The following is a 24448-nucleotide window of genomic DNA, read 5'->3' on the forward strand; positions in this document are numbered from 1 at the left end:
CTTCCATGACACTGCCCACGACCCAGCTCGGCACCAGCGGGCTGTCCATCACGCGCACCGGATTCGGCGCCTGGGCCATCGGCGGCGGCGGCTGGCGCTACGCCTGGGGCGCCCAGGACGACGCGGCCTCCGTCGCGGCCATCCGGCACGCCGTGGAGTCCGGCATCAACTGGATCGACACCGCGGCCGTCTACGGCCTGGGCCACTCCGAGGAGGTCATCGCCAAGGCGCTGGCCGGCCTGTCCGAGTCCGAGCGGCCCTACGTGTTCACCAAGTGCGGCCTGGTCTGGGACGAGAACGACCCGTCCGCCGCACCGCACCGCATCATGAAGCCCGCCAGCGTCCGCCGCGAGGTCGAGGCCTCGCTGCGCCGCCTCAACACCGAGCGGATCGACCTGTACCAGGTGCACTGGCCGGACACCGGTGAGTCCCTTGAGTACGGCGGCCCGGAGGGCGAGGTCTCGCCCAACGCGACGCCGCTGGAGGAGTACTGGCAGGTCATGGCCGACCTCAAGGCCGAGGGCAAGGTGCGTGCCATCGGCCTGTCCAACCACTCGGCCGAGCAGCTCGCGGTCGCCGAGAAGGTCGCCCACGTCGACGTCGTACAGCCGCCGTTCTCCGCGATCAACCGTTCCGCCGCGGACCTGATCGCCCTGGCGCACGCTCAGGGGTCGGGCACCATCGTCTACTCGCCGATGCAGTCGGGTCTGCTGACCGGCGCGTTCTCCAGGGAGCGCGTGGCGTCCCTGGGGGCCGACGACTGGCGTGGTGGGCACCCCGACTTCACCACCGGCCTGGACGCCAACCTCCGGCTTGCGGCCGCGCTCGCCCCGGTGGCCGAGCGGCACGGCGTCTCCACCGGTGCCGTCGCCGTCGCCTGGGCGCTGGCCTGGCCGGGCATCACCGGCGCGATCGTCGGCGCCCGTACTCCGGAGCAGGTGGACGGCTGGATCGCCGCGGCCACCCTGGAGCTGACGGCCGCGGACCTCGCCGAGATCCGCGGTGCCATCGAGGCCACGGGGGCCGGCGAGGGCCCGTCCGCGGCCTGAGCGGCCGCACCACCGTCCGCACCAGCGAACCATCGGGGGACCGGTCCGACGACCGGTCCCCCGCTTCGTCAGACACCTCAGACACCTCAGACACGCCGTCAGGAAAGAGGGCTCCCGTGTACACCGTTGCCGTCTCCTTCACCGTCCCCGCCGACCGGCGCGAGGCGTTCGTCGCCGCCGCACTGGAGGACGGGCGCCGCTCGACCGCCGAGGAGCCGGGCACCCGCGCGTTCGACCTGATCGCCGACGCCGAGGACCCCAACCGCTTCTATCTGTACGAGGCGTACGACGACGAGGCCGCCTTCGACGCCCACTGCGAGGGCGAGCACTTCGCCCGGTTCTTCGAGGTCGTCGGCGACTGGGCCGACGGTCCCGCCTGGCTGCTGCGCGGTACGCGCGTCGCGGACCCGGCCACCGTGTGAGAGACGAACGCCGAGAGGGCGGCGGGCCTGTGCCCGCCGCCCTCTCGGCGTTCGTACCCCCTGCTCACCCCACCAGCTGTGCCAGCAGTACGCCGTTGATGGCGATCGCGGCCGCCGCCACGGCCGCGGCCGCGACGGTGGTGGCGCGGTGGTTGACCGCCGAGCCCATCAGGGACCGCCGGGAGGTGAAGACGATGAGCGGGACGAGCGCGAACGGGATGCCGACGGACAGGCCCACCTGGGAGAGCACGAGCAGCCGCGTGGTGTTCACGCCGACGGCGAGCAGGAGCACCGCGGGTGCCAGCGCGACCAGGCGCCGTACCCACGCCGGTACGCGGCGGTGCAGAAGATCCGACATGGCGATGTCGCCCGCGTGCGTGCCGACCGCCGTGGACGCGAGCCCCGAGACCAGGAGGGCCATCGCCAGGGCCAGCGCGGGAACGGCACCGAGCAGCGCGCCGACCGTCCCGTGGATCTCCTCCAGCTCCTGGGATCCGCCGCGCGGCAGGGCCGCCGCCATGATCAGCAGGGAGGCGTTGACGGTGCCGGCGACCAGCATCGCGACGACCACTCCGGAGCGGGTCGCCGACAGCGTCTCCCGCACGCGTCCCGCGGTGCCGTCCAGGTCGACCGGTGACCCGCCCAGGGCGCGGGCACTGTCGCGGCTCAGCGCGGAGTGGACGTAGACCGCGTGCGGCATCACGGTGGCGCCGAAGACGCCGGACGCGAGGAGCAGCGCCTGGCCGTCCGGCAGCAACGGGCGCAGCCCGGACGCCATGCCGCTCACCGAGGGCCCCGCGGCGATCATGCATCCGACGAATCCGACGGCGATCAGGGCCAGGGCGGCGGTGACGGCCACGGCGAACGCGTTGCCGCCGCGGGCGGTGCGCAGCCGTAACAGGAACGACGAGGCCACGGCGGTGGCGACCGCCCCCATCCACAGGGGCAGGTCGAACAGCAGGTGCAGGGCGAGCGCCCCGCCGACCACCTCGGCGACGTCGGTGGCCGCCGCCACCAGTTCCGCCTGCGCCCAGTAGGCGAGGCGGCCGGGCCGGCCGAGTGCCTCTCCCACGGACTGGGTGAGGGAGCGCCCGGTGCAGGCGCCCAGCTTGGCCGACAGGTACTGGATCACCCCGGCGGACGCGCCCGCGGCGATGACGACCCACAGAAGCGTGTACCCGTACCCGGAACCGGCGCTGAAGTTGATCGCGACGTTTCCTGGATCGACATAGGCGACCGCGGTCACCAAGGCCGGGCCGAAACCCAGGGAAGCCCTGGTCGCGGCGCGTACGGCCGGTCGTGAGGAGCGCGGCGGGGCAAGGACGTCGGACACGGCAGCCCTCCCAATTTCAACGATGCCTTATATGCATCAGATCTCTTATGGTTACATGGGATCGTACAGCCGGGGCCCACCCGGCGCAGCCGATCCCGCCAACCCCGCCAGAGGAGAGCAACGTGTGCGGAACCTGGGTGATGAAGGCCGTGTACGGCGACACGTACACGGAGGACCACGACCTGATCCACGCCCACAAGGCGTGCAACCCCGAGGAGAGCGTGCAGTCCGCCGGTGAGGTGCGCCGCGCCGCGGCGGCCGCCGCTCCCTCCCGGCGCCGGATGCTGGGTCTCGCCGGGGCACTGGGCGCCACGGTGGCCGGCATGGGCCTGCTGGACGCGAAGCCGGCCGCCGCCGCGCCCGCGGCCGGAGCGAAGAAGCTGTTCGGTACGGGCCGCCGCATCGTGGACATGAGCCACGCCTGGGGTGAGGACTTCCCGGTCTTCCGCCCCTTCGTCGAGCCGCCGAAGTTCACACAGGTCGCGTCCGTCGAGAAGGAGGGCTACAACACCCTCATGATCACGATGGACGAGCACAGCGGCACGCACATGGACGGCCCGAAGCACTTCGACAACGGCCAGCTCGCCACCGACGAGATCCCCGCGGAGAACCTCATAGCGCCGCTCGTGGTCGTCCGTATCGCCGACCGCGCGCAGAAGGACCTCGACGCGCTGCTCACCTACGACGACCTGCGCCAGTGGGAGAGCCGCCACGGCCGTATCCCGGACGGCGCCGTGGTCGCCATGGACTGCGGCTGGTCCTCGCGCATCAACGACCCGGACCGGATCTTCAACCGGGACGCGGACGGCAAGCCCCACTTCCCCGGTATCGGCTGGGACGCCGCCGAGTTCCTCGTCACCCAGCGCAACATCGTCGGGGTGGCCACCGACAGCCCGAGCCTCGACTCGGGGGCCAACAACTACCTCGACCCGCGGGCCCACAAGTTCCTGCTGCCCACGGGCCACTACGGCATCGAGTGGGCCGCGAACGTGGACAAGCTCCCGGAGTCCGGCGCGATGACGGTCATCGGCCTGATGAAGCACAAGGGCGGTTTCGCGGGCCCGGTGCGGATGTTCGGCATCTACTGAGTCGGTCGACGCGTTCCTGCGACGCCGACACACGAAAGCCGGTGTCCCCCCTGCGGCGACAGGGGGGACACCGGCTTTCGTGTGTCGGCCTCAGGCGCGTCGGCCGGGGTCGCGCGGTGGCGCCGACTCGGCGGGGGCGCCGCCCAGCAGCCAGGACTGCAGGGAACGCTCCGTCGCCCGGCGCAGATCGGCGCGTCGGCGGGCGGCGACATGCCTGCGGACGAGTTCCTCGAGTTCCGGATCGTCGATGCTCACCCCGCCCCCGTTCACCGAGCCGCCACCAGTCGCCGCTCGTTCTGCTCGCCGTCACGGGCGAACGCCGTCGGAGCCCACTGCGTCAGGATCGCGCCCACCGTCATCCCGCCGCCGAAACCGGCCATGAGCACGGTGTCCCCGTCGGCGAACTCGCCCCGCCGGTGCGCGATGTCGAGGGTCACCGGCACCGACGCCGAGCCGGTGTTCCCGTACCGCTCCAGAGCCAGATGCATCGTCGCCGCGGGCAGGCCGAGGGCCGGCCACACCTCGCCGAGCATCACGCCGTTCGCCTGGTGCGGCACGAAGTGCTGCACGTGATCACGACTCACGCCGGCCCGGTCGAGCAGCTCGTGGAGCGCCTCGGGGAGGTTCTCCTGCACGAAGGAGCGCACTCCTCGCCCGTCCATCCGGAAGTAGTGCGCCCCCTCCTCGACCGTGTGCTCGGTGGCGGGCAACCGGCTGCCGCCGGCCGGAACGCTGATGAGCCGGTACTGGTCGCCGCGGGTGAGCAGGCTGGTCTCCCGGATCCCACAGGTGTCCGGGACACCGCCCAGCAGGACCGCGCCCGCGCCGTCCCCGAACAGGATGGCCGTCTTGCGGTCGGAGTAGTCCAGGATGCGGGAGTAGATGTCGGCGCCGATGACCAGCGCGTACCGTCCCTCGCCGGACGCTCTCAGCAGTCGCTCGCCCACCGTGAGGGCGTACACGAAACCACTGCACACCGCGTTGATGTCGAAGGCCGCGGCGTTCACCGCGCCGATCAGGTGCTGGACGATGCTCGCCGTCGCCGGCTGGGGGTGGTCGGGCGTGGAGGTGGCGAGCACGATGTACGCCACGTCCTCGGCCCGGACGCCGGCCTGCTCCAGCGCGGCGCGGGCGGCGCGGGCGGCCAGATCCGACGTGGCGTCACGGTCGTCGGCGCGCCGACGTTCCCGTATGCCGGTCTTGCGCACGATCCACTCGTCGGTCACGCCCGCCCCGCGCGCGATCTCCTCGTTGGTGACGACCGTGCTGGGCAGGTAGGAGCCAGTGGCCAGAATGCCGATACGAGTCATGTGAGAACCTCCCCTTCCAGGGCGGGCCGCCGGATGCGACCCACGGATGTTTCCGGCCGACGCCCGACCGCCCGGACGACGACGACCGCACCCCGCCGCAGCCGCGACCCGACCACCGCCGCCCGCCGGCGGAGCAGCCGGACTGCGGCCGCCGTGGGGCGGTCGGACGTTCCTGCCCCGGTGACCGACGGCCGCTCCCACAGCGGCCGGACGGCAACGGCCGGCCGCCGCCGGGGCGGTGGGGCCTCGGTCTCTTCCGTGCCGGGCCCGGGTGCGGGGGCGGCGGCGGTCTTCCCGGCCTGCCTGAGCGGCGGCGCGTCGGTGACCGTGGCGCCCCGCGTGGTCGAGCGGGCCCCGTTCACCGTCTGGGGGCCCCGGTCAGGAGCCGGGACCAGCCCGAGCGCAGGGCGTGGGCGGTGAGTTCCCCGTCGTCGCCCACGGCGACGGGGTGTCCGACGGCCTCCAGCATCGGGACATCGCTGATGTGGTCGCCGTACGCGGAACTGCGGGCCAGGTCGAAGCCGCGCAGGGCCCCCGCGACGCGGACCGCCCGGCCCTTGGTCGCGCCGATCATGGGCACCAGGACCTCCCCGGTGAGCTCGCCCCGCCGGACGACCGGACGGGTGCCGAGCACCTGGTCGGCGCGGACGTCCTCGGCGATCGGGTCGAGGCAGGCGAAGAACGACCCGGAGACCAGGACCAGGGGCTGTCCCGCCTTCTGGTGCGTGTTCAGCGCCTCCTCGACCTCGGGCACGTACAGCCCGTCCGCCCGCTCCTGCCATTCGGCGGTGAACCACCGCCGCCCGGCCCGCGCGAGCCGCGTCGCCTCTTCGCCCCGGTACAGGCGGTAGTACCTGCGGTTGATCTCGCCGCGCGGCGCCCCCCGCAGGGCCGCGTCCCGCAGCTCACCCGTCAACCGGTCGTACGTGGCCGGGGGTTCGCCACGGGACCGCAGGTAGAACGCCAGGAACCGGAACATGCTCTTGACGCGGACCAGCGTCTCGTCCACGTCCGAGAAGACGGCGTACGAGGCCGCCTGGCCGCTCACGCCGTCATCCGGGCGAGGACGAAGGAGAACACGCACAGCGGCTCGCCCTTCTGCGAGGCCTCGACGCGCACGGGAAGCCGCGCCGACGGGCCGGACTCGTGCTCGGCGGGCAGCATGCCGCCGAGCGTGTAGAGCGTCGTCGAGCCGGCCGTCTCCCGCGGGTTGTCGACCCAGGCCGTCAGCACCGTGTCGTCCTCCAGCTCCCCGAAGCGCGTGAAGCGCACGTGCATCTCGGTGACGATGGTCTTGAAGGTCGACAGCCCCTGGACGTCGAGCGCGGCCAGCAGCGCGAGCTGCCGGGCACCCTCGGCGATGACCATGCCGGGCAGATGGTCCTGCGGATGGTCAAAGAGGCTCGCGTGCCGGGCGGGTATGCGCAGCAGCGCCTGCGCGGTGTTGTCCGTGACCGCCGCGTCGACCAGTACGACGTTCTCCGGGTTGGCGCGGCCGACCAGATGCGGGGCGACGGGCGCCCCGGGCGTACTCGTCGGGTAGGTCGCGGACGACGGCAGCGCGAACCCGTCGCGGTTGTTGAGCCGCAGGGTCAGATAACCGGTGGGCGTCTTGAAGCGGAGCCCGATGGACGCCTGCCCGATCACGGTCCCGTCGGCGATCAGGTCCATCTCGTAGTCCAGGCCCGTGACCCGGTCCTCGCGTTCTCTGCGGCTGACGATGCGGACGCGGAACGCGAACGACAGCGGCGAGGTGCCCACGACGACCATCTGCGGGTGGTCGAGGCGGAGGCTGAGGTGGGTGAGGATGAACTTGTTGTCGGACGGCACACCGAAGAAGCGGTGCGCGCCCGCGAGGGCGGCCTGCCGGCACGCCTCCAGGATCAGCAGCGGGTCGTAGCAGCCCGGGCGCAGCAGATGGTCGCCGTAGTAGGCGTGCGACCTGGGCAGCTGCGCGCCCGCGGCGTAGTGGTCCTCGTCGATGGGCTGCAGGTCCGTCAGGAACACTTCGCCCAGAGCGTCCCGGTGGACGAGCAGACGGTCCACGGTGCGCGTGTAGTCCAGCGGCGGTACCGCCGAGGCGGCATGGGGTGCAGTGGTCATGGATGGCCTGGCTTTCTGTCGTGGTGGTGGTGAGTTCCTGCTCGTGATCGGTGCGGAGAGAGGGATCGGCCGGCGAGCGGGCGGTGACAGGGCAGGACGGACGGGCGGAGGGACGACATGGGAGCGTCGTCCCTCCGCTGCTGTACCGGGGGGCCGCTACGGGCGGTCGTCCCCGAAGGGGCTCATGCGGGGTAGACGTCGCCCGGGAGCTTGCGGTCGGCGCCCACGGTGCCGATGTGCCAGTACGGGTACGGCGCCTCGGTCTCGCTGATCTTGTCCAGGCGGGCCAGCTCGTCCTCGGAGAGCGTCCACTCCATGGCCTTGAGGTTGTCGTCGAGCTGGTGCGGCTTGGTCGCGCCGACCACGGCGGAGGTGATGCCGGGCTTGGCGAGCACCCAGTTCAGGGCGACCTGTGCGACGGTCGCACCACGCTCGTCGGCGATCCTCGCCATCTCGTCGACGATGTCGTACGCCTGGTTCTCGTCGGTGAGCGGAGCGGACTCGGCGGGCGTGCGTTGGGCGAGGCGGCTGCCCTCGGGGCGGCCCTCGCCACGGCGGTACTTGCCGGTGAGGAAGCCGCCGGCGAGCGGGGACCAGGCGGTGATGCCGACGTTCTGGTCGACGGCGAGCGGGATGATCTCGCGCTCCAGGTCGCGGGCGCCGATGTTGTAGTAGCCCTGGTAGCAGACGAAGCGGCTGAGGTTGCGGCGGTCGGAGACGGAGAGCGCCTTCATCAGCTGCCAGCCGGCGAAGTTCGAGACGCCGATGTAGCGGATCTTGCCGGCCCGGATCAGGTCGTCGAGCACGCGCAGGGTCTCGTCCAGGGACGTGCGCGGGTCGAAGCCGTGGATGTGGTAGAGGTCGATGTAGTCGGTGTTCAGGCGGCGCAGGCTGTCGTTGACCGCCGCGTTCAGGTGGTGGCGGGTGGCGCCGATGTCGTTGGGGTCGTCGGTGATCCGCCAGCGGCCCTTGGTGCCGATGATGACGCGGTCGCGCACCTTCTGCAGGGTGCGGCCGAAGAATTCCTCGCCCATGCCGTTCTTGTAGACGTCGGCGGTGTCGAAGAAGTTGATGCCGGCGTCGAGGGCCTGGTCCATCATCCGCAGCACGTTCTGGTCGTCGACGGTGCCGAACTCCGACCAGTTGCGTTCGGCGTCTCCCAGGAAGCTGGCCCCGCCGCCGAAGGTCATGGCGCCGAAGCACAGTTCGGAGACGGACAGGCCGGTGTCGCCGAGGTAGCGGTAACGCATCTTCTCCTGCTTTCGGTTGAGGTGGCTGAGCTGAGTTGAGGTGGCTGAGCCGAGTTGCGCGTGGGGGTGCTGAAGGGAGACGAGGGGTGGGGGGGAGGGAGCGCCCGGGACGGGGGGCGGACCGGGCGCTCCCGGCTTGGGGCGGGCGGTCAGTTCGCCGCGTCCGCGAGCTCCTTGTCCTTGACGACGAGGAAGGTGGTGATGGCGCCGGCCGCCGCGAGCACGGCCAGCGCGACGAACGACACGTGCAGGCTTGAGGTCAGGCTGTGGGCCACGGCGTCGAGCGCCTCGGGCCGGCGCGCCGGGGGGACGGTGGCCAGCGCGGCGTCCACCCGGCCCTGGGTCGCCTCGCCGGCCAGCCGGGGCGCCTGGTCGGCGAACTGCGGTGACCGATCGAGCAGTTCACCTCGGGTGAAGGAAGAGAGGAACCCGCCCGCAGCGGCGACGGCCACGGTCTCGCCCGCGATCCGCATCGTGTTGAAGATGCCGGAGGCCATGCCCGCCCGTTCGACGGGTACGACGCTGACGGCGGCGTTGTCCATCGCCCCGAACGCCGAGCCGACACCGAGGCCGAAGATCAGCAGCGGGGCCACCACGGTGGTCCAGGACTGCCCGGGCTCCAGGACGATCATCCACAGCGAGCCGACGGCGATCAGCAGCGAGCTGACGGTCAGGAGCATGCGCGGGGTGACGCGGTCCGCGACGAGCCGGCCGATCAGCAGCGGCAGCACGAAGATCGGCAGCATCAGCGGCATGAGCAGCAGCCCCGACTCGGTGCTGGAGTAGCCCCCGACGCCCTTGAAGTAGGGCGGCAGGAAGTTCAGCAGCACCACGAAGCCGAAGGTGATGGTGAACGGCTGGCAGACCACGACCACGAAGGTGGGGTTGCGGAACAGCGACAGGTCGAACATGGGCCGCGCCACCCGCTGTTCGATCACCACGAACGCGGCCATGAACAGGGCGAAGCCCGCGAGTGAACCGAGGGTCGCCGGGTGCGCCCAGCCTCGCTCGCCGCCCTCGACGAAGCCGAGCGCGAGCAGGAAGAGACTGGCGCTGAAGGTGGCGAGGCCGGGCCAGTCCACCCGGGTCGCGTTCGGGTCCCTCGACTCCTTGATGCGCGGCATCAGGGCCAGGGCGACGGCGCCGACCAGGACGTTGATCCAGAACACTCCACGCCAGCCGGCCAGGCTGACGAGCGCCCCGCCGAGCACGGGCCCGAGGGCCAGGCCGGCGCCGAAGGAGGTGCCGAGGACGCCGAAGGCCTGGGTGCGCCTGCGTCCGGTGAAGGAGGCGGCCAGGATGGCGGCGCCGCTGGTGAGCACGCCGGCCGCGCCGATGCCCTGTAAGGCTCGTGCGATGTCCAGCACCAGGATGTCGGTGGACAGCGCGGCGACGACCGACATGGCCATGAAGACGACGGTGCCGATCGCCAGGATGCGGCGGCGGCCGAACTGGTCGGCGAGCGTGCCGGCCGCCAGCATGCAGGCCGCGAAGGTCACCCCGTACGCGTTCTGCACCCACTGGCCGCCGGCCACCGTGGAGTCGAGGTCGATGGTGAGGTCGGGCATGGCCACCGCGGGGGCGGTGATGGCAAGGGGAAGCAGCACGCTGGCCAGGGCGACCGCGATCATCACGCTGAGCGAGCCCGCGTCCTCCCGGCGCTCCGGCGCTGTCGTCCGGGTCTCGGTCTGGATGGTCATGACCCCTCTTCCTTCCGGTGTTCTCGGCTGAGGCCCTTATGTAAGATCTCGAATGACAATAAGATATCTGATGGCCCTCGTCAATGAGCGTCAAGTCAACGAGCGTCCATGAGAGACGGAGGAGCTCCATGTCGAACACCGCGCGACCGGCACCGGAAAAGACCGTGGCGGACCCGTACGACGTACTGATCGTGGGAGCCGGACCGACCGGGATGATGGCGGCCTGCGAACTGCTGCGCCGCGGGGTGCGCGTGCGCATCGTCGACCGCGCTCTCGAACCCTCGCCCTTCCCCAAGGCGCTGCTGGTCTGGCCGCGCAGCATCGACCTCTTCGAAGACCTCGGCGTGCTGTCCGAACTGCGCGGCACCGGCGTCCAGATCAACGCGTTCAGCTATTTCTCCGAGCGGCGGCGGCTGGCCAGCTTCGACTTCCCGCAGTCGCTCAGCCCGCTGTGCCTGCCGCAGAACGAGACCGAGCGGATCCTGCGCACCCGGTTGCGGGAACTGGGCGGCAAGGTGGAGCGAGGGGTACGGCTGCTCACCTTCGACGCCATGGACTTCTCCGGGCGCATCGACGGCGTCGACGGGGTGACCGCGGTTCTGGAGCACTCCGACGGCCGGGTGGAACGCACCCGGGCGGCCTTCGTCATCGGCACCGACGGGGCGGGCAGCGCGGTGCGCGGCCAACTGGGCAGCGGCTTCTCCGGCAGCACCTACGAGAGCGCGTTCGCCCTGGTCGACACGGAGATCAAGGGTTACCTGCCGCCGGACCAGGCGCTGTACTACCAGTCGGCGGCGGGCGCGCTGGTCGTGGTCGCCCTGCCGGGCGGCATCTACCGGTTCTTCTCCAGCATGGCCCCGGGCGAGAAGGTCAGCGTCGAGAAGATGCAGAAGATCGTCGACGAGCGGGGCCCGCGTGGGGTCACGCTCACCAAGCCGGTCTGGGAGTCGGAGTTCCGCATCCATGCCCGGCACGCCAGCGACTTCCAGCTCGGGCGGGTCTTCATAGCCGGCGACGCGGCTCACGTACACAGCCCCGCGGGCGGCCAGGGGCTCAACACGGGCATGCAGGACGCCCACAACCTGGCCTGGAAAATGGCCGCCGTGCTGCAAGGCAGGGCTCCTTCCCGGCTGCTGCTCACGTATGGACCCGAGCGGGCCGCTGTGGCGCGGCGCGTGGTCCGCGACACCGACCTCCAGACCCGCGGCTGGATGGTGCGCGGCTCCCTGGCGGTCAAGGCCCGGGACGCCGCCTTCCGTACCGCCGAACGCACCGGCCTGTTCCGCCTGTACGCCCCCGTCATGGCCGGTCGGCGACTGGCCTATCCGCCCGTCCGCGACACCCAGCTGCCGGGCGACCGCTCCGCGTGCCGACTCCGCTCGCGACTCCCCGGCGGGCTGGGCGTCGGCGCGGTCTTCCCGCGCGAACTGGCGACGCCGAACGGGTTCGCCGGGCCGCGCGCCGAGCCGCCCGGCTGGACGCTCGCCGTGATGTGCCGGGGCGAGGGGGCCGCCTGGCGCGAGCAGGTCGGCGGGCTGACCGCGGCGTGGCCCGAGGTGCGGGCCGTGCACCTGTCCGCCGGGTCCGCCCGCCCCGAGACGGGGTGCCGGCAGCAGGGCTACTACCTGATCAGACCGGACGGCCACATCGCCGCCCACGGCCACCAGGGGGACCTGGACCTGCTGCGTGCCGAACTGACCGAGTGGCTGGGGCCGGTGGCCACCACCGGATGACCCACGGCGCCGCGAGACGGCGAAGAGGGGGTGCGGCCCACGGGCCGCACCCCCTCTTTCATTTCGCCGCCGTTTCCGGGTCCTGGGCCGTGTCCGCAACGTGGCCAGGCGGGACTTCACGGATACGGCCCAGGTCGGAGCCCGCGCCACGTTCCCCGGTCGGATCAGCTCCCGCCGGGGACGCGGCGGGGTGCGGTGCCGGGCCGCGCGCCCCGGACCCGCACAGTGCCAGACCCCGCGTCTGCGGCGTGACCCGAACGACAGGCCCCAGGCCCCTCAGGCCGCGCTCGGCGCCGTCGCGGCGATGGCGCCCAACGAGAGTTCGCCGGTGGTCAACAGGTCGAGCAGCTGGGCGAGTTCGCGGTCCTCGGGGGTGGCCGTACGGAAGACGAAGTGGCGCAGACCGGCCTGCTCCGGGCCGCCGAAGAACCGGAAGAAGCTGATGTCGGCGGCGTGCGGGGCGAAGCTCTCGTAGAGGAACACCGTCCCGCAGTCCGCCGCCAGCCCCAGCCCGGCCGCGCTCACGTCGCCCGCGGCGGCCTCGTAGATGACGTCGAAGGACTCGCCGACGCCCTCCAGTCCGGCGACCACACGGGCCGCGCCCAGGTCGTCGACCTGCGCCCGCCGCGCCTCGTCCCGCACCGCGGCGGTCACCTCGGCGCCCAGTGCCGCGGCCAGCTCCACCAGCAGCCGGCCTATGCCCTGGTCCGCACCGGTGACCAGCACTCGACGGCCGGTCAACGGCCCCGCGCCGCGCACCAGCCGCAGGGCGGTCAGTACGGCCACCCGCAGCGCCGCCGCCTGCTCGAAGCTGACGTGGTCGGGAAGGACCACGGCGTACTCGGACGGCAGGGCCATGCACGAAGACCACTGCCTGCCGGTCGCCACACCCACGATCCTGTCACCGGGCATCGGGCTGAATCCCTCGGGGGCACCCCGGAGCACCACCCCGGCCACGTCCCATCCCGGCAGCCAGCCCTCCGGGAGCGGTTCGGCCTTGATCATCTCGTCGAGTTCGGGTGCCACCGCACGCACCGCGACGAGGATCTCGTCCTCGGCCTGTGCGGTGAACGCGTCCTGTCGGGAAGTGAGCTGCTCGGACATGACAAATCCTCTCGTACCTACGGTTGTTTCCTCAGGTGGCTCAGCCTCGGACCGCGCTTCAGTACTCCTCGCTCACCAGGACCGCCGCGGCCGGGTCCACGTCGTCCACCGCGACCACCTCGAACAGATCAGGCTGTTCGGTGACGCAGGCCGCGAGCGCGAGATGGCTCTCCAGCACCCGGAACCTGATCCAGGCGTGGGTATGGTGGTCGTCGGGCACGCCGGGAGCCAGCCGGACCCTCAACTGGATCCGCTGCTCCCCGCTCACCGCCACCTGGGCGGCGGTGACCTCCTCACCGGCGGTGGCCAACTCGACCAGTTCCCTGGCCGAGACGGCCCGGCCGTGGAAGCGGAAGAAGGGCGAGGCGGGCCCGAACACCCGCACCGCGGGACCGGACAGACCGCAGGTGCAGCGGGCGAACTCGCCGCGGTCCTGGGTCTGGTAGCGGATCAGCGGCGGGTTCCTGGACACGTCGAGCGTCGTCACCCGCAGCATGCCGTCGACGATCTCCACGTGCTGGTGCGGCAGGGGGTGGTACACGTCCGCCAGGCACTGCGGCCCCCGGTGCCCGGTCACCCAGGCGCCCGGTGACCCGTACAGACGCCAGACGTCCGTGTACGGAAAGCACTCGGCGATCTGCGCGTCCGCGGTGGGATCGCACGCCGCCCCGCCCAGCAGCAGGGTGCGCAGCCACGGCACCGGCCGGCCGGCCGTCGTACCGCCCAGCAGCCGACGGAGCGTCTCGGGAGGCGCGGCCACCGCGGTGACGTGGTGCCGGGCGAAGAAGTCCAGCCAGTCGTCGTGGTTTCCGTCCGGCAGCCGTCCGAAGGCGAGCGTGGTGGCGCCCGACTCGGCGGCGAACCGGTTGTAGAAGTAGTGATCCGGCCTCAGCTTCCCGGGTGGATGCAGATTGGCGAGGACGTCCGCGGGACCCAGCGGGCGCCACACCCGGCGGATCTGCGGGGCGAACATCCCCTCCGGCAGCAGGGTCAGCGCGGGCGAGTCCAGGGTCCCGCCGTCGGCCCACAGCTGGGCCGAGTCGCTCGCGCGCCCGAGTGTCAGCACCTCCTTCGTGGCACGGGCGAGTTCCGGCTGGGTCAGCACCGGAAGCGCGGTGAGCTCCGGTAAGTCGTCGGCGCCGACATGAGGCGCGTACTTCGCGGCCAGGGAGGGGATGCGCGCGGCGCGGCGCATCAGCTCGGGCAGCACCGACAGCCCGGCGGCCGCCTGTCCTGTCGACCGCCCTGCCCCGGACCTGTGCGGAACCAGCGGAACCAGCGGAACCATCAGAGCTCACCCCTCCAGCTCGTACACGGCCTCGACGGAAGCCGGGGCGCGACAGAAGATTAGTATCGCAGTACCTTCTTAGTCCAGAGTACGACTTTAAATCGTAGACCATGATTCGAACCAGCGTTCAGGATTTGGATGCACCTCCGGAACATACTTGTTCTCGAGTTTATTTTTAGACTAGGCTCGCTGGCGCAGTGAACCGTTGAACCCGGACTGAGGGGGGTCTCATTCGTATGGGTGCAGGACTCGGGGAGGGCACACCCATCGCGGTCGTGGCGATGGGGTGCAGGTTTCCGCAGGCGGGAAACGTCGAGGAGTACTGGTCCAACCTGGTGGGAAACGTCGATTCGGTGACACCGGTGCCGCCGGAGCGGTTCGACATCACGCCCCACTACGCACCAGCCCCGAAGACGCCCGGGCGTACGACGTCGCGGCACGGTGGCTTCCTTCCGGACGCCTTCTCCTTCGACACCGCCTTCTTCGGCATCTCACCGGCCGAGGGCGCCAGCATCGACCCGCAGCACCGACTCCTGCTGCTGGTCGTGCGCGAGGCCCTGGACGCGGCGGGTATCACGGCACCCGCGATCGCGGGCAGCAACGCGGGTGTTTTCATCGGCCAGGCCACCGCCGACTACGCGCACGGCGCCGAACTGGACAAGCACTCGCTGCGGGACGCCACCGGCAGCCACTTCCGGGCCATGGCGGCGGGCCGCATCTCCTACGACCTCGATCTGCGCGGCCCGAGCGTGATGGTCGACACCGCGTGCTCCTCGTCGCTGGTGGCCGTCCACATGGCACGGCAGAGCCTGCTGGCGGGGGAGACGGACCTGGCCATCGCCGGCGGGGCCAACGTCATCCTCTCTCCGCAGGACGCCATCGCCTTCTCCTCCGCGGACATGCTGTCCCCGGACGGCCGCTGCGCGTTCGGCGACACCAAGGCCAACGGCTTCGTCCGCAGCGAAGGCGTGGGCGTCGTCGTACTCAAGCGGCTGCGTGACGCCGAGGAGGCCGGCGACCAGGTCCTCGCGTTACTGCCCGGCAGCTCCGTCACCAACGACGGCCGGGGCAGCGGCTCCCTGATCAAGCCGGCCGTCGACGGGCAGAAGATGATGATCAGTGAGGCCTGGCGCAGCGCCGGAGTGGACCCCGACGAGCTGGACTACGTCGAGGCCCACGGCACCGGAACGCCGGTGGGCGACGGGGTCGAACTGCGCGCCCTGGCAGAGATGGTGCGGGGTCGGCGCCCCAACCGCGGGCGGCTGAAGGTGGGCTCGGTGAAGTCCAACATCGGCCACGCCGAGGCGGCCGCCGGCATCGCCGGGCTCATCAAGGCCGTCCTCGTCACCCGGCACCGGATCATCCCGGCGTCCTTGCACCTGACCGACCCGCAACCCCTGCTCGCCGACGCGGCCAGTCCCCTCGAAGTGGTCACCCGCAACGAGGAGTTGGACCCCGGCCGGACGGGCGCCGTGGTCGGCGTGAGCTCCTTCGGGCTGTCCGGCACCAACGCCCACGTCGTGGTCGCCGCAGCCCCGGCCCGCCGCGCCGAACCGCCCCGGGGCCGTACGGAACTGCCCGAGGGCCGCCCCACCCACCTGCTGGTCCTCAGCGCCCACAGCGCCGCGGCCCTGCGCCGTCTCGCGAACGCGTACGCGGACTTCCTCGCGCCGCACGGCGCGGGCCGTGACCTCCCCCTCTGGGACGTCTGTGCCACCGCGGCACAGAACCGCCAGGCCCACCCCTACCGGCTGTGGGTCACCGGAACCGACCACGACGAGCTGGGCGAAGCCCTGCGCGCGCTCGCGCGGGACCGGCCGACGGACAACGGCGGACTGGGCGAGGCCGGGTTCGACGGCCCGCGCCGAGCGGTGTTCGTCTTCCCGGGACAGGGCTCGCAGTGGTCCGGCATGGGACGGTCGCTGAAGGCCGCGTCACCCGCCTACGCCCAGGCCCTGGCGTCGTGCGACAGCCTGGTCCGCGAGGAGACCGGCTGGTCCGTCACGGATGTCCTGGCCTCGGCCGACGGCCCGTTTCCCGACCAGGTCGGCACCGTCCAACCCGTGCTGTGGGCGGCCGAGGTGGCACTGGCGGCGGTGTGGCGCGACATGGGCGTCGACCCGGAGGTGTGCCTGGGCCACAGCATGGGAGAGACGGCGGCCGCCGCCGTGGCGGGCGGGCTCACCCACGCCGATGCCGCCGCGGTCATCTGCCGCCGCAGCGCTCTCATGCAACGCGCCGCCGGACAGGGCGCGATGATGGTGGTGGACCTCTCCGCCGAGCAGGCGCAGGACCTCGCGGCCGAAGAGGGCGGCGGTGTGTGCGTGGCCGCGCAGAACGCGCCCACCTCCTCCGTCCTGGCGGGCGGGACGGAGGCCCTGCGACGCCTCGGGCGGCGGCTGGAGCGCGAGGGCGTCTTCCACCGCCTGGTCCAGGTCAACGTCGCCTCGCACTCCCCCTTCATGGACCCGCTGCGCGAGGACCTGCTGAAGCAGCTGACCGACCTGAAGCCGGCCCCGAGCACGGTTCCGATGCACTCCAGCGTGCTGGGCACCTTCCTGGAAGGCCCGGAGCTCGATGCCCGGTACTGGATGGACAACCTGCGCAAACCCGTACGGTTCCTCGACAGCGTCCGCTATCTGGCGAAGGAGGCCGAGAACGTCTTCGTCGAGATCAGCCCGCACCCCGTCCTGCTGGGCGCGATCGAGGACACCCTCGCCGACGCGGGCTGCCCGTCGGCCGTCGTCGCCTCCACCGACCGGCGCCGCCCCGACGAGGCGCTGGCGCTCGCCCGGTCCCTCGGCGCCTTCTTCACCCTCGGCGGCTCCGTCGACTGGCAGCGCTGGTTCCGCGGGCCGGCCCGCCGGGTCCCGCTGCCCGCCTACCCCTGGGAGACGGAGCCGCTGCGCCGTACGAGGCCTCCGGCCCGGTCCGCCGCACGCCACCGCACCGTCGACCTCGGCACCGACCTGAGCGGGGCGGCCGTCCGGCTGCGAGGGCTGACCCCGGTGCCACCGGCCGTCCAACTCGCCATGCTGCGCGAAGCGGTTCCCTCCGCCGGTGCCGGCACCGTCACCATCGAGGACATCCGCCTCGCGGACGAGCTGGTGGAGATCCCCCACGACGGCCGCGTGACGCTTCGCGTGCGAACAGAGGAGAAGGCGGGACCGGACGAGACAGAGGGGCCGGAGGACAGGGAGGGGTCGAAGGACTCGCGTGAGCGGACCGTCGTGGCCTCGGCCGAGGTCCACGCCGTGGGCGCCGTACCGGACCTGCCGAACATCCCCTGCCTGACGGCAACCGTGCGCACCACCGCGCCGAGGCGCCTCCGGTCCGGCCGCGAGATGCTCGACTCGGCGCTGGGCCGGTGCGGCACCCACCAGACCCCGGAGGTGTTCTTCGAAGGACTGGGCCGCCGCGGCTACGAGCCGAGCCCCGCGATGCGCGCCGTCCGCCACATCTGGCGTCGCGACGGCGAGTCGGTGGCTCTCATGCAGCGCCCGGACGTCCCGGCGCAGGCCGGGTGGGAGGCCGCGCTGCTGTCTCTCTTCGCGGCCCTTCCCGCCTCGCTCCCGGCCGATTCCGCCTACCGGGCGGCAGCGTTCGGCCGGGTGAGCTTCCACGGTGACCTGCCGGAGGAGTTCTGGCTGCACACCGCCCTGAACATCCAGGAGGCCGGCGCGGCGGCCCTCGTCGACGCCACCGTCATCGACCGGCGGGGGCACCTGATCGCCGAGTTCCACGGCATCCGGCTGGAGCGGTTGAGCGCTGACACTGGCACCGGCGGCACCGCGGGTACGTACGTCCGCGCGATCCTGACACAGATGACGCAGATGGCACAGATGACACAGGTAGCACAAATGCCACGCATCTCACAGATGTCACGGACGCCACTGTTATCGCAGATACCGCACATACCCGGGCGACTCCTGGGCGGGCTCGGCAAAGCCCTGAAGCCGCAGCCGCAGGAGGCAGGGACACCGGCACGGGGGAAGGCGATGGCGCCCCGTGCGCCGATGCCCCAGACGTCCGAGCCGGTCGGTGGGCTCGTCGGCGACGCCACCGACCAGGACCCGGCATCGAGGTTCGTGGAGATCGTGGCGGAACTGCTGGGCATGGACGCCGCACGCATCGACGTACGAAGACGACTCGGGGACTACGGATTCGACTCCCTCTCCGCCGCACAGCTGCGGGGGCGCGTCCGCGTCGAGCTGGGCCGTGACATACCGCTGTCCCGACTCCTCGGGAAGGAGAATGTGAAGACGCTCGCCGCGTCCTTGGTCGGCGCGCTCGCAAGCAGCTGACGTGCGGAGGCCCGGCCGGAACGGATTGCTCCACATCTGTTCCGGCCGACCCTCGGCACCAACCAAAGATGAACTACCACTCATTCATAGATCGTGATACACGTGTACGGAATGCAGGCACTTGCGGTCTGCCTCAGCCCAGCCGGGGACGACGCGGGCGCTGCCCCGTCCCACGACGTCGACCGCCGATGCGACCGGGGTTCAGGGACCGGCAGGCGCCGCACAGTGGGCGACAGGAGTTAGGCATGAGCGACACACAGACCACCACGGCACCCCCTCCGACCGGACGGCGCGAACGCAACAAACTGAAGGTGAAGAACCGCATCTACGACGCCGCCCTCGAACTGTTCACGCTCCAGGGGTACGACCAGACCACTGTGGACGAGATCACCGAAGCGGCGGACGTGGCGCGCGGCACCTTCTTCAACCACTTCCAGCGCAAGGAAGACCTCATCGCGGCTTGGGGGGAGAACCGTCGCGAGCAGCTGCGCCTGGGGCTCGCCGGGCTCGCCCCCGGGGACGGCACCCGGCAGACCTTGCTGCACTGCATGAGCGTCCTCGCGGAGATCAGTCTGCGCGACAGCGCCCAGACGCAGGCCATGCTCGCCGCCTGGGTCAAGGCGGGCTTCCCCCTGTACGAGCAGCCCTACGTCAGCCAGATGTTCGCCGAGTTCATCGAAGCGGGCCGCAGCCGGAGCGAGGTCCTCGACACCGTGGAACCGCACCTCGCCGGCCACATCCTGCGCGACGTGTACCTCGGCACGCTCTACCGCTGGGCCCAGCCCGACGCCCAGTTGGACCTCGAGGCCGAACTGCACGCGATCTGCCGGACGGTCCTTGACGGCGTCCTGACCCGATAAGCCCCCGGTACTCCCGAACGACTCCCTGTTCCGACGGGACCCGGGCCGGAGTACCGGACACCGCCATGGCGGGCGGGGCACCCCGCGCTCGGCGACACGCAGCCAACCCCAGGTCGTGGATCCGACCTGGGGCAATCGGCGTGGACGGTGACGCACCCGGGGCCACCGGCGCGTTCCCGCCCGGCGACCCGGCACCGGCCGTCGACTCCCAAGCCCTGGGACCAGTCGGCCCCGAGCAGAACCCCGCTTCACAGGCAACTCCGTGGACATCGCGCCTTACGCGAACGCGGGGGAACGTGAGCGGTTCCTCGCGGCCACCTTCGGCAGCCAGGATTGGCTGTGGGACACCCCTGACGTCCTCCGGTTCGACCCGGACAGCCGGAACCTGGTGGGGGCCGAGTTCCAGATGCCGTACGTGTCCTCTTACGCCGAGACCTCGGCCCGCGTTCCCGTCGTGCCCGCGGTACGGCCGGGCGGGCTCCGTGCGGACGAGGTCCGGGACTTCCGTCTGGAGATGTGCATGGTGCTGTGTCGCGCTTCCGGGGATGCCGCGCTGACCTGCCTGCGCGACCTCGACGTCCTCGACGAACCGCTGGAGGCCGGTATCGGCATCGCCCCGGACGTGGCGCTCCTGGTCAGCACGGCACCGTCGTCGGCTGGCGCCTCACCGATCCCGCGCGCTGTCTGACCACCGCCTACGCCACCCCCGACACCGCCCCGCCGTCCCCTGCCACCCGTCGGCTGTTCAGCGCCTGCCTGGACCTGATCTCCGATCCGCTGCTCGAAGAGGTGCTGAACTGCGAGCCGGACGCCCTGGCCCGGCTCCGACAGGTCGCCCAGGCCCTGCACGCACAGCGCGAGGACCGCCACCGAGCCGACGCCCTCCTCGCGCTCATCGGCAACCTGGTCGAGGACTACGCCGACCGCCCGCCGAAGCAGAACCCGTGACCCACCGGCATATCCCCGCCCAGGATTCCAAGGTCACCCCACGCAAAAAACCCCAAAAAGAACGACGCAGGTCAGAGGGAGTGGAGGAGTGCGAGAGTCTGCTTGAGTTCCTCCCTCAGCGCGTGTCCGGCCGCCTCGGCGTCTCCCTGCACGACGGCGTTCACCAGTACGGCGTGCCCCTCGTCGCCATGGTTCGGATCGTCGGAGCGGAGGCTGAGCAGCTCGACCAGATCCAGCAGCCGCCGTTGCAGCACGGGGACGAACTCGGTGAACAAGCCGGTGAGCACCGGGTTGTGCGCCGCGGCGACCACGGCCTCGTGCAGGGCGATGTCGGCCTCGACGAACTCGGCGTTGTCGCCGTTCGCGGCGTCACGGCGCCTGGCCAGGGCCTCATGGAGGGCGACGATGTCCTCTTCGGTTCGGCGCTGCGCGGCCAACTGCGCTGCTTCCACCTCGACGAGCATCCGGACTTCGTAGACATCGGTGATGACCGCCTGGCGGAGCTGGGTGGACCAGTCCTCCTTGGGCTTGGTCGCGATGACGAAGACACCGGATCCCTGGCGTGCCTGCACCAGCCCGGCGCCGGCCAGTGCGCGGAGGGCCTCACGGACGGTGGAGCGCCCCACGCCGAGGGTCTTGGCGAGGGAGGTCTCGCCAGGGAGCTTGGCCCCAACGGCCCACTCACCGCCGGTGATCTGCTCGCGCAGGTGTTCAGTGGCCTGCTCGACCAAGGGGGACGGCCGCAAGGCACCTAGTGACATGTGAGGTTCACCTTCCTACACCTCTCAGGTTGTCTGAGGAGCTGAGTTGTCGTTACTGTACCCACCATGCTGCTGCACGAGCTCCTTCTCCTCGGCTGCCGCTGCGGGGCCTGACATGACCGGCACCCCGCAGCGGGGTGCCGGGCTGCGCCGGTCATTCGGATGGCCGACTGAAAGAAGTTCCGCACGATGGCTTCCTCCTTCCAGAACACGGTGTTTCCCACCCTGCGCACGCCCTCCGGTGATGTCCCGGTGGATGCTCCGCGTTGGAACCCCCAGCGTCCGAGCGCAATGCCGCATCACCGCTACCAGCCCGCACACCAGCGAGTCGCCCTGCCACTGACCGACCGGACCTGGCCGTCGCGCCGGATCGAGCGGGCCCCGCTGTGGGTGCCGGTCGACCTGCGTGACGGCAACCAGGCGCTGGCCGAGCCGATGGACACCGAGCGCAAGCGCCGGATGTTCGACCTCCTGGTCACCATGGGTTTCAAGGAGATCGAGGTAGGTTACCCCTCCGCCAGCCAGACCGATTTCGACTTCGTACGGCACCTGGCCGACAGCGGCACCGTGCCCAACGACGTGACCATCTCCGTGTTCACCGCGGCCCGCCGGGACCTGATCGACCGGACCGTCGCATCCGTCGAAGGGCTCCCCCGCACCCTCGTGCACCTCTACACCGCGACCGCGCCCGCGTGGCGGGACGTCGTCCTGGGCCGCTCCCGCGCCGAAGTTCACGAACTCATCCGGGACGCCGCCACCTACCTGATGCGTCGTGCCGAAGAACGGCCGAGTGCTGACATCCGGTTCGAGTTCTCACCGGAGGTCTTCAACCTCACGGAGCCGGACTTCGTCCTGGAGGTGTGCAACAGCCTGACCGAGTTGTGGGAGGCGAGCCCGGACCGGCCGGTCGTCCACAACCTGCCGGCGACCGTCGAGATCGCCACCCCCAACGTGTACGCGGATCAGATCGAGTACATGGACCGCCACTTGGCGCGCCGTGAGTCCGTGATCCTCTCCGTGCACCCGCACAACGACCGTGGCACCGGCGTCGCCTGTGCCGAACTCGCCGTCCTGGCAGGGGCGCAGCGCGTGGAGGGCTGCCTGTTCGGCAACGGCGAGCGCACCGGGAACGTCGACCTGGTGACCCTGGCCCTGAACCTGTACGCGCAGGGTGTGAACCCGATGATCGACTTCTCCGACATCGACGCGGTGCGCGAGGTGGTGGAGTACTGCAACCGGCTGCCGGTCCACCCGCGCCACCCCTACGGCGGCGACCTCGTGCACACGGCCTTCTCCGGCACCCACCAGGACGCCATCGCCAAGGGCATGGCCCATCACGCCAAGCAGGCCGCCGAGAAGGGCGTCTCCACCGCGGAGGCCTCGTGGGCGGTGCCGTATCTGCCCATCGACCCGGGCGACATCGGCCGCACGTACGAGGAAGTCATCCGCATCAACTCCCAGTCCGGCAAGGGAGGCATCGCCCACCTCCTCCGCACCCACCACGGCCTCGACCTGCCCCGGACGATGCGCCCGGACTTCTCCCGAACGGTGCAGCACCTCACCGACGCCACCGGTCAGGAGCTCTCGCACAAGGAACTGTGGGAACTCTTCCGCACCACCTACATCACCCCTGCCCTGGACGGCCCGGTCACCCTGGCCGCCTGGAACACCACGGAGCCCGTACCGGGCGAGCACCAGTTCACCTGCACGCTGCACGCCGACGGGCAGGAACACTCCTGCCGGGGCACCGGCAACGGACCGCTGTCCGCCCTCGCCGATGCCCTCCGTACCGTCGGTTTCACCGTCGACATCCTCAGCTACACCGAGCACTCCACCGCCACAGGGCCGGGCAGTCCCGCAGTCGCTTACGCCGAGTGCCGCGTGGACGGCGTCACTTGCTGGGGCGCGGGCTGGGACACCTCGGTCCTGACCGCATCGGTCCACGCCGTCATGGCCGCCGTCAACCGTTCCGGACGGGCCTCCTCGTGAACGCAATCCCGGTACTCCGCGTGGAAGACGTGGACGTCGTCCGCGACGGCAATCGGATTCTGCGCGAAGTGTCACTGACCGTACGAGCCGGCGAGCACTGGGCATTGCTCGGCGCCAACGGGGCGGGCAAGAGCACCCTGCTCAGTCTTCTCGGAGCGCTCGCGCACCCCACCCGCGGCACTGTGGAGGTACTGGGCCACCACCTGGGAAGGGTCGACATGCGCCAACTGCGCTCCTACGTCGGCCACGTCAACCCACGGCACGATCTGCGCTCACCCCTCAAGGTCCAGGACGTCGTACTGACCGGGCTGACCAACACCATTGAGCGTGTTCCGCGCTGGAACCCGGCACCCGAACAGGTCGCCATGGCGGACCGTCTCATCGATCTGCTCGGCCTCAGCGATCGCCACGGGGCGCGGTGGCCGACCCTGTCCCAGGGGGAACGGGGCCGTGCGCTCATTGCCCGTGCGCTCATGCCAAGTCCGCGACTGCTGCTGCTCGACGAGCCCGCGACCGGTCTGGACGTCGCCGGCCGCGAACAGCTCATCGAGCGGATCGACGCACTGCAGCACACCTACCCGGCTCTCGCGTCCGTCCTGGTCACCCACCATCTGGAGGAGCTTCCTCCAGGGACGACCCACGTGATGCTGCTGCGTGACGGGCGCCGTCTGGCCTCCGGTCCCGCCGATGAGGTCCTGACGAGCGACCAGGTCAGCAAGTGCTTCGACCACCCCATCCGCCTCACCCGCGTCGACGGACGCTGGAGCGTGAGGGCCAACCGTCCGGTCAGAGCACAAGCCGGCTGAGGTGGTTGTCGCGGTGGTACGCGCCCACCGGCGTGCACCACCGCGACCAGCACCTCAGGCCGGCGACTTCTCCGCCTTCTCGACAGCGCCCTGTGGCCTGACCCCAGTCCCCGCCGAACTGGTCCTCGTTGCGGAACGGTACGCACTGCGATGCACAGACCGCTCGTGCCCGATTGGCCCGAATTCCAAGGTCACCCAAAACAAGAAACCCCAGGTCAAAGGCCCGACCTGGGGTTCACCATGGAGCCGCCTTCGGGATTCGAACCCGAGACCTACGCATTACGAGTGCGTTGCTCTGGCCATCTGAGCTAAGGCGGCACGCTGTCCGCACTATGGTGCGATCAGCAACGTCGGTAAGTCTACACAGTTTCCGGGGGCGCTCTGACCACGCCCCCGGAGC

At 71.0% G+C, this 24448-nt stretch carries 20 protein-coding genes and 1 tRNA gene; 10 read left to right on the top strand and 11 right to left on the bottom strand.

What is annotated here, in order from left to right:
* The first annotated feature begins 5 nt into the window (after nucleotides 1-5).
* Nucleotides 6-1049, top strand: coding sequence for an aldo/keto reductase (locus ACGFNV_RS22635; RefSeq protein ID WP_393624775.1), 1044 nt, complete (start codon nucleotides 6-8; stop codon nucleotides 1047-1049).
* A 116-nt stretch (nucleotides 1050-1165) separates the two neighbouring features.
* The gene (locus ACGFNV_RS22640; protein WP_393624776.1) at nucleotides 1166-1471 is read left to right on the top strand and encodes a putative quinol monooxygenase; all 306 of its coding nucleotides are present in this window, start codon (nucleotides 1166-1168) and stop codon (nucleotides 1469-1471) included.
* Between the two features lie 64 nt (nucleotides 1472-1535).
* Here the strand turns inward: ACGFNV_RS22640 and ACGFNV_RS22645 are convergent, their stop codons facing one another.
* Entirely contained in the window at nucleotides 1536-2804 is a 1269-nt protein-coding gene (locus tag ACGFNV_RS22645; RefSeq protein WP_393624777.1) for an Nramp family divalent metal transporter, read from the bottom strand.
* A 122-nt stretch (nucleotides 2805-2926) separates the two neighbouring features.
* Here ACGFNV_RS22645 and ACGFNV_RS22650 point away from each other — a divergent pair, with 122 nt between their 5' ends.
* Nucleotides 2927-3892 (top strand): cyclase family protein, encoded by a 966-nt coding sequence (locus ACGFNV_RS22650; RefSeq protein ID WP_393624778.1) that lies wholly within the window; start codon nucleotides 2927-2929, stop codon nucleotides 3890-3892.
* Nucleotides 3893-3982: 90 nt separating this feature from the next.
* Here the strand turns inward: ACGFNV_RS22650 and ACGFNV_RS22655 are convergent, their stop codons facing one another.
* The 6 genes from ACGFNV_RS22655 to ACGFNV_RS22680 form a co-directional block, all read right to left on the bottom strand.
* Nucleotides 3983-4147, bottom strand: a complete 165-nt coding sequence (locus ACGFNV_RS22655) for a hypothetical protein (protein WP_393624779.1) — start codon at nucleotides 4145-4147, stop codon at nucleotides 3983-3985.
* A gap of 11 nt (nucleotides 4148-4158) precedes the next feature.
* Nucleotides 4159-5202 carry a 3-oxoacyl-ACP synthase III family protein gene (locus ACGFNV_RS22660; protein WP_393624780.1) on the bottom strand — a complete coding sequence of 348 codons (1044 nt, stop codon included), beginning with the start codon at nucleotides 5200-5202 and terminating at the stop codon, nucleotides 4159-4161.
* 358 nt (nucleotides 5203-5560) lie between these two features.
* Complete coding sequence (locus ACGFNV_RS22665; protein ID WP_393624781.1) at nucleotides 5561-6250, bottom strand: HAD family hydrolase; 690 nt, start codon at nucleotides 6248-6250, stop codon at nucleotides 5561-5563.
* Nucleotides 6247-7305, bottom strand: coding sequence for a ScbA/BarX family gamma-butyrolactone biosynthesis protein (locus tag ACGFNV_RS22670; RefSeq protein ID WP_393624782.1), 1059 nt, complete (start codon nucleotides 7303-7305; stop codon nucleotides 6247-6249). Before ACGFNV_RS22670 ends, ACGFNV_RS22665 begins: the two co-directional genes overlap by 4 nt.
* A gap of 182 nt (nucleotides 7306-7487) precedes the next feature.
* Nucleotides 7488-8555: an aldo/keto reductase gene (locus ACGFNV_RS22675; RefSeq protein WP_393624783.1), complete on the bottom strand. Its 1068-nt coding sequence runs from the start codon at nucleotides 8553-8555 to the stop codon at nucleotides 7488-7490.
* Between the two features lie 149 nt (nucleotides 8556-8704).
* Nucleotides 8705-10255 carry an MFS transporter gene (locus tag ACGFNV_RS22680; protein ID WP_393624784.1) on the bottom strand — a complete coding sequence of 517 codons (1551 nt, stop codon included), beginning with the start codon at nucleotides 10253-10255 and terminating at the stop codon, nucleotides 8705-8707.
* A gap of 128 nt (nucleotides 10256-10383) precedes the next feature.
* Between ACGFNV_RS22680 and ACGFNV_RS22685 the strand changes: the two genes are divergently transcribed.
* Nucleotides 10384-11988, top strand: coding sequence for an FAD-dependent monooxygenase (locus ACGFNV_RS22685; protein ID WP_393624785.1), 1605 nt, complete (start codon nucleotides 10384-10386; stop codon nucleotides 11986-11988).
* 276 nt (nucleotides 11989-12264) lie between these two features.
* Here ACGFNV_RS22685 and ACGFNV_RS22690 read toward each other — a convergent pair whose 3' ends face one another.
* Both ACGFNV_RS22690 and ACGFNV_RS22695 read right to left on the bottom strand, forming a co-directional pair.
* A complete protein-coding gene (locus tag ACGFNV_RS22690; protein WP_393624786.1) occupies nucleotides 12265-13092 on the bottom strand; it encodes a zinc-binding dehydrogenase in 828 nt (275 codons plus the stop codon).
* A gap of 58 nt (nucleotides 13093-13150) precedes the next feature.
* Nucleotides 13151-14380, bottom strand: a complete 1230-nt coding sequence (locus tag ACGFNV_RS22695) for an AMP-binding protein (RefSeq protein ID WP_393624787.1) — start codon at nucleotides 14378-14380, stop codon at nucleotides 13151-13153.
* Nucleotides 14381-14616: 236 nt separating this feature from the next.
* On the opposite strand from ACGFNV_RS22695, the gene ACGFNV_RS22700 reads away from it, so the two are divergent.
* The 4 genes from ACGFNV_RS22700 (at nucleotide 14617) to ACGFNV_RS22715 (ending at nucleotide 20492) form a co-directional block, all read left to right on the top strand.
* Nucleotides 14617-18684 carry a type I polyketide synthase gene (locus tag ACGFNV_RS22700; RefSeq protein WP_393624788.1) on the top strand — a complete coding sequence of 1356 codons (4068 nt, stop codon included), beginning with the start codon at nucleotides 14617-14619 and terminating at the stop codon, nucleotides 18682-18684.
* A gap of 245 nt (nucleotides 18685-18929) precedes the next feature.
* Nucleotides 18930-19544 (top strand): TetR/AcrR family transcriptional regulator, encoded by a 615-nt coding sequence (locus tag ACGFNV_RS22705; RefSeq protein ID WP_393624789.1) that lies wholly within the window; start codon nucleotides 18930-18932, stop codon nucleotides 19542-19544.
* Between the two features lie 262 nt (nucleotides 19545-19806).
* Entirely contained in the window at nucleotides 19807-20232 is a 426-nt protein-coding gene (locus tag ACGFNV_RS22710) for a hypothetical protein (RefSeq protein WP_393624790.1), read from the top strand.
* 101 nt (nucleotides 20233-20333) lie between these two features.
* Entirely contained in the window at nucleotides 20334-20492 is a 159-nt protein-coding gene (locus ACGFNV_RS22715) for a hypothetical protein (RefSeq protein ID WP_393624791.1), read from the top strand.
* 71 nt (nucleotides 20493-20563) lie between these two features.
* On the opposite strand, the gene ACGFNV_RS22720 is transcribed toward ACGFNV_RS22715, so the two are convergent.
* Nucleotides 20564-21253 carry a FadR/GntR family transcriptional regulator gene (locus tag ACGFNV_RS22720; protein ID WP_393624792.1) on the bottom strand — a complete coding sequence of 230 codons (690 nt, stop codon included), beginning with the start codon at nucleotides 21251-21253 and terminating at the stop codon, nucleotides 20564-20566.
* Between the two features lie 189 nt (nucleotides 21254-21442).
* Between ACGFNV_RS22720 and leuA the strand changes: the two genes are divergently transcribed.
* Nucleotides 21443-23242 (top strand): 2-isopropylmalate synthase, encoded by a 1800-nt coding sequence (gene leuA / locus ACGFNV_RS22725; protein ID WP_393624793.1) that lies wholly within the window; start codon nucleotides 21443-21445, stop codon nucleotides 23240-23242.
* Between the two features lie 20 nt (nucleotides 23243-23262).
* A complete protein-coding gene (locus tag ACGFNV_RS22730; protein ID WP_393624794.1) occupies nucleotides 23263-24048 on the top strand; it encodes an ABC transporter ATP-binding protein in 786 nt (261 codons plus the stop codon).
* Between the two features lie 241 nt (nucleotides 24049-24289).
* Here the strand turns inward: ACGFNV_RS22730 and ACGFNV_RS22735 are convergent.
* Nucleotides 24290-24366: transfer RNA gene (locus ACGFNV_RS22735), tRNA-Thr, on the bottom strand.
* Nucleotides 24367-24448: the final 82 nt, after the last annotated feature.

The organism is Streptomyces sp. NPDC048751 (genome assembly GCF_043198595.1).
In the GTDB taxonomy this organism is placed as follows: Bacteria; Actinomycetota; Actinomycetes; order Streptomycetales; family Streptomycetaceae; genus Streptomyces.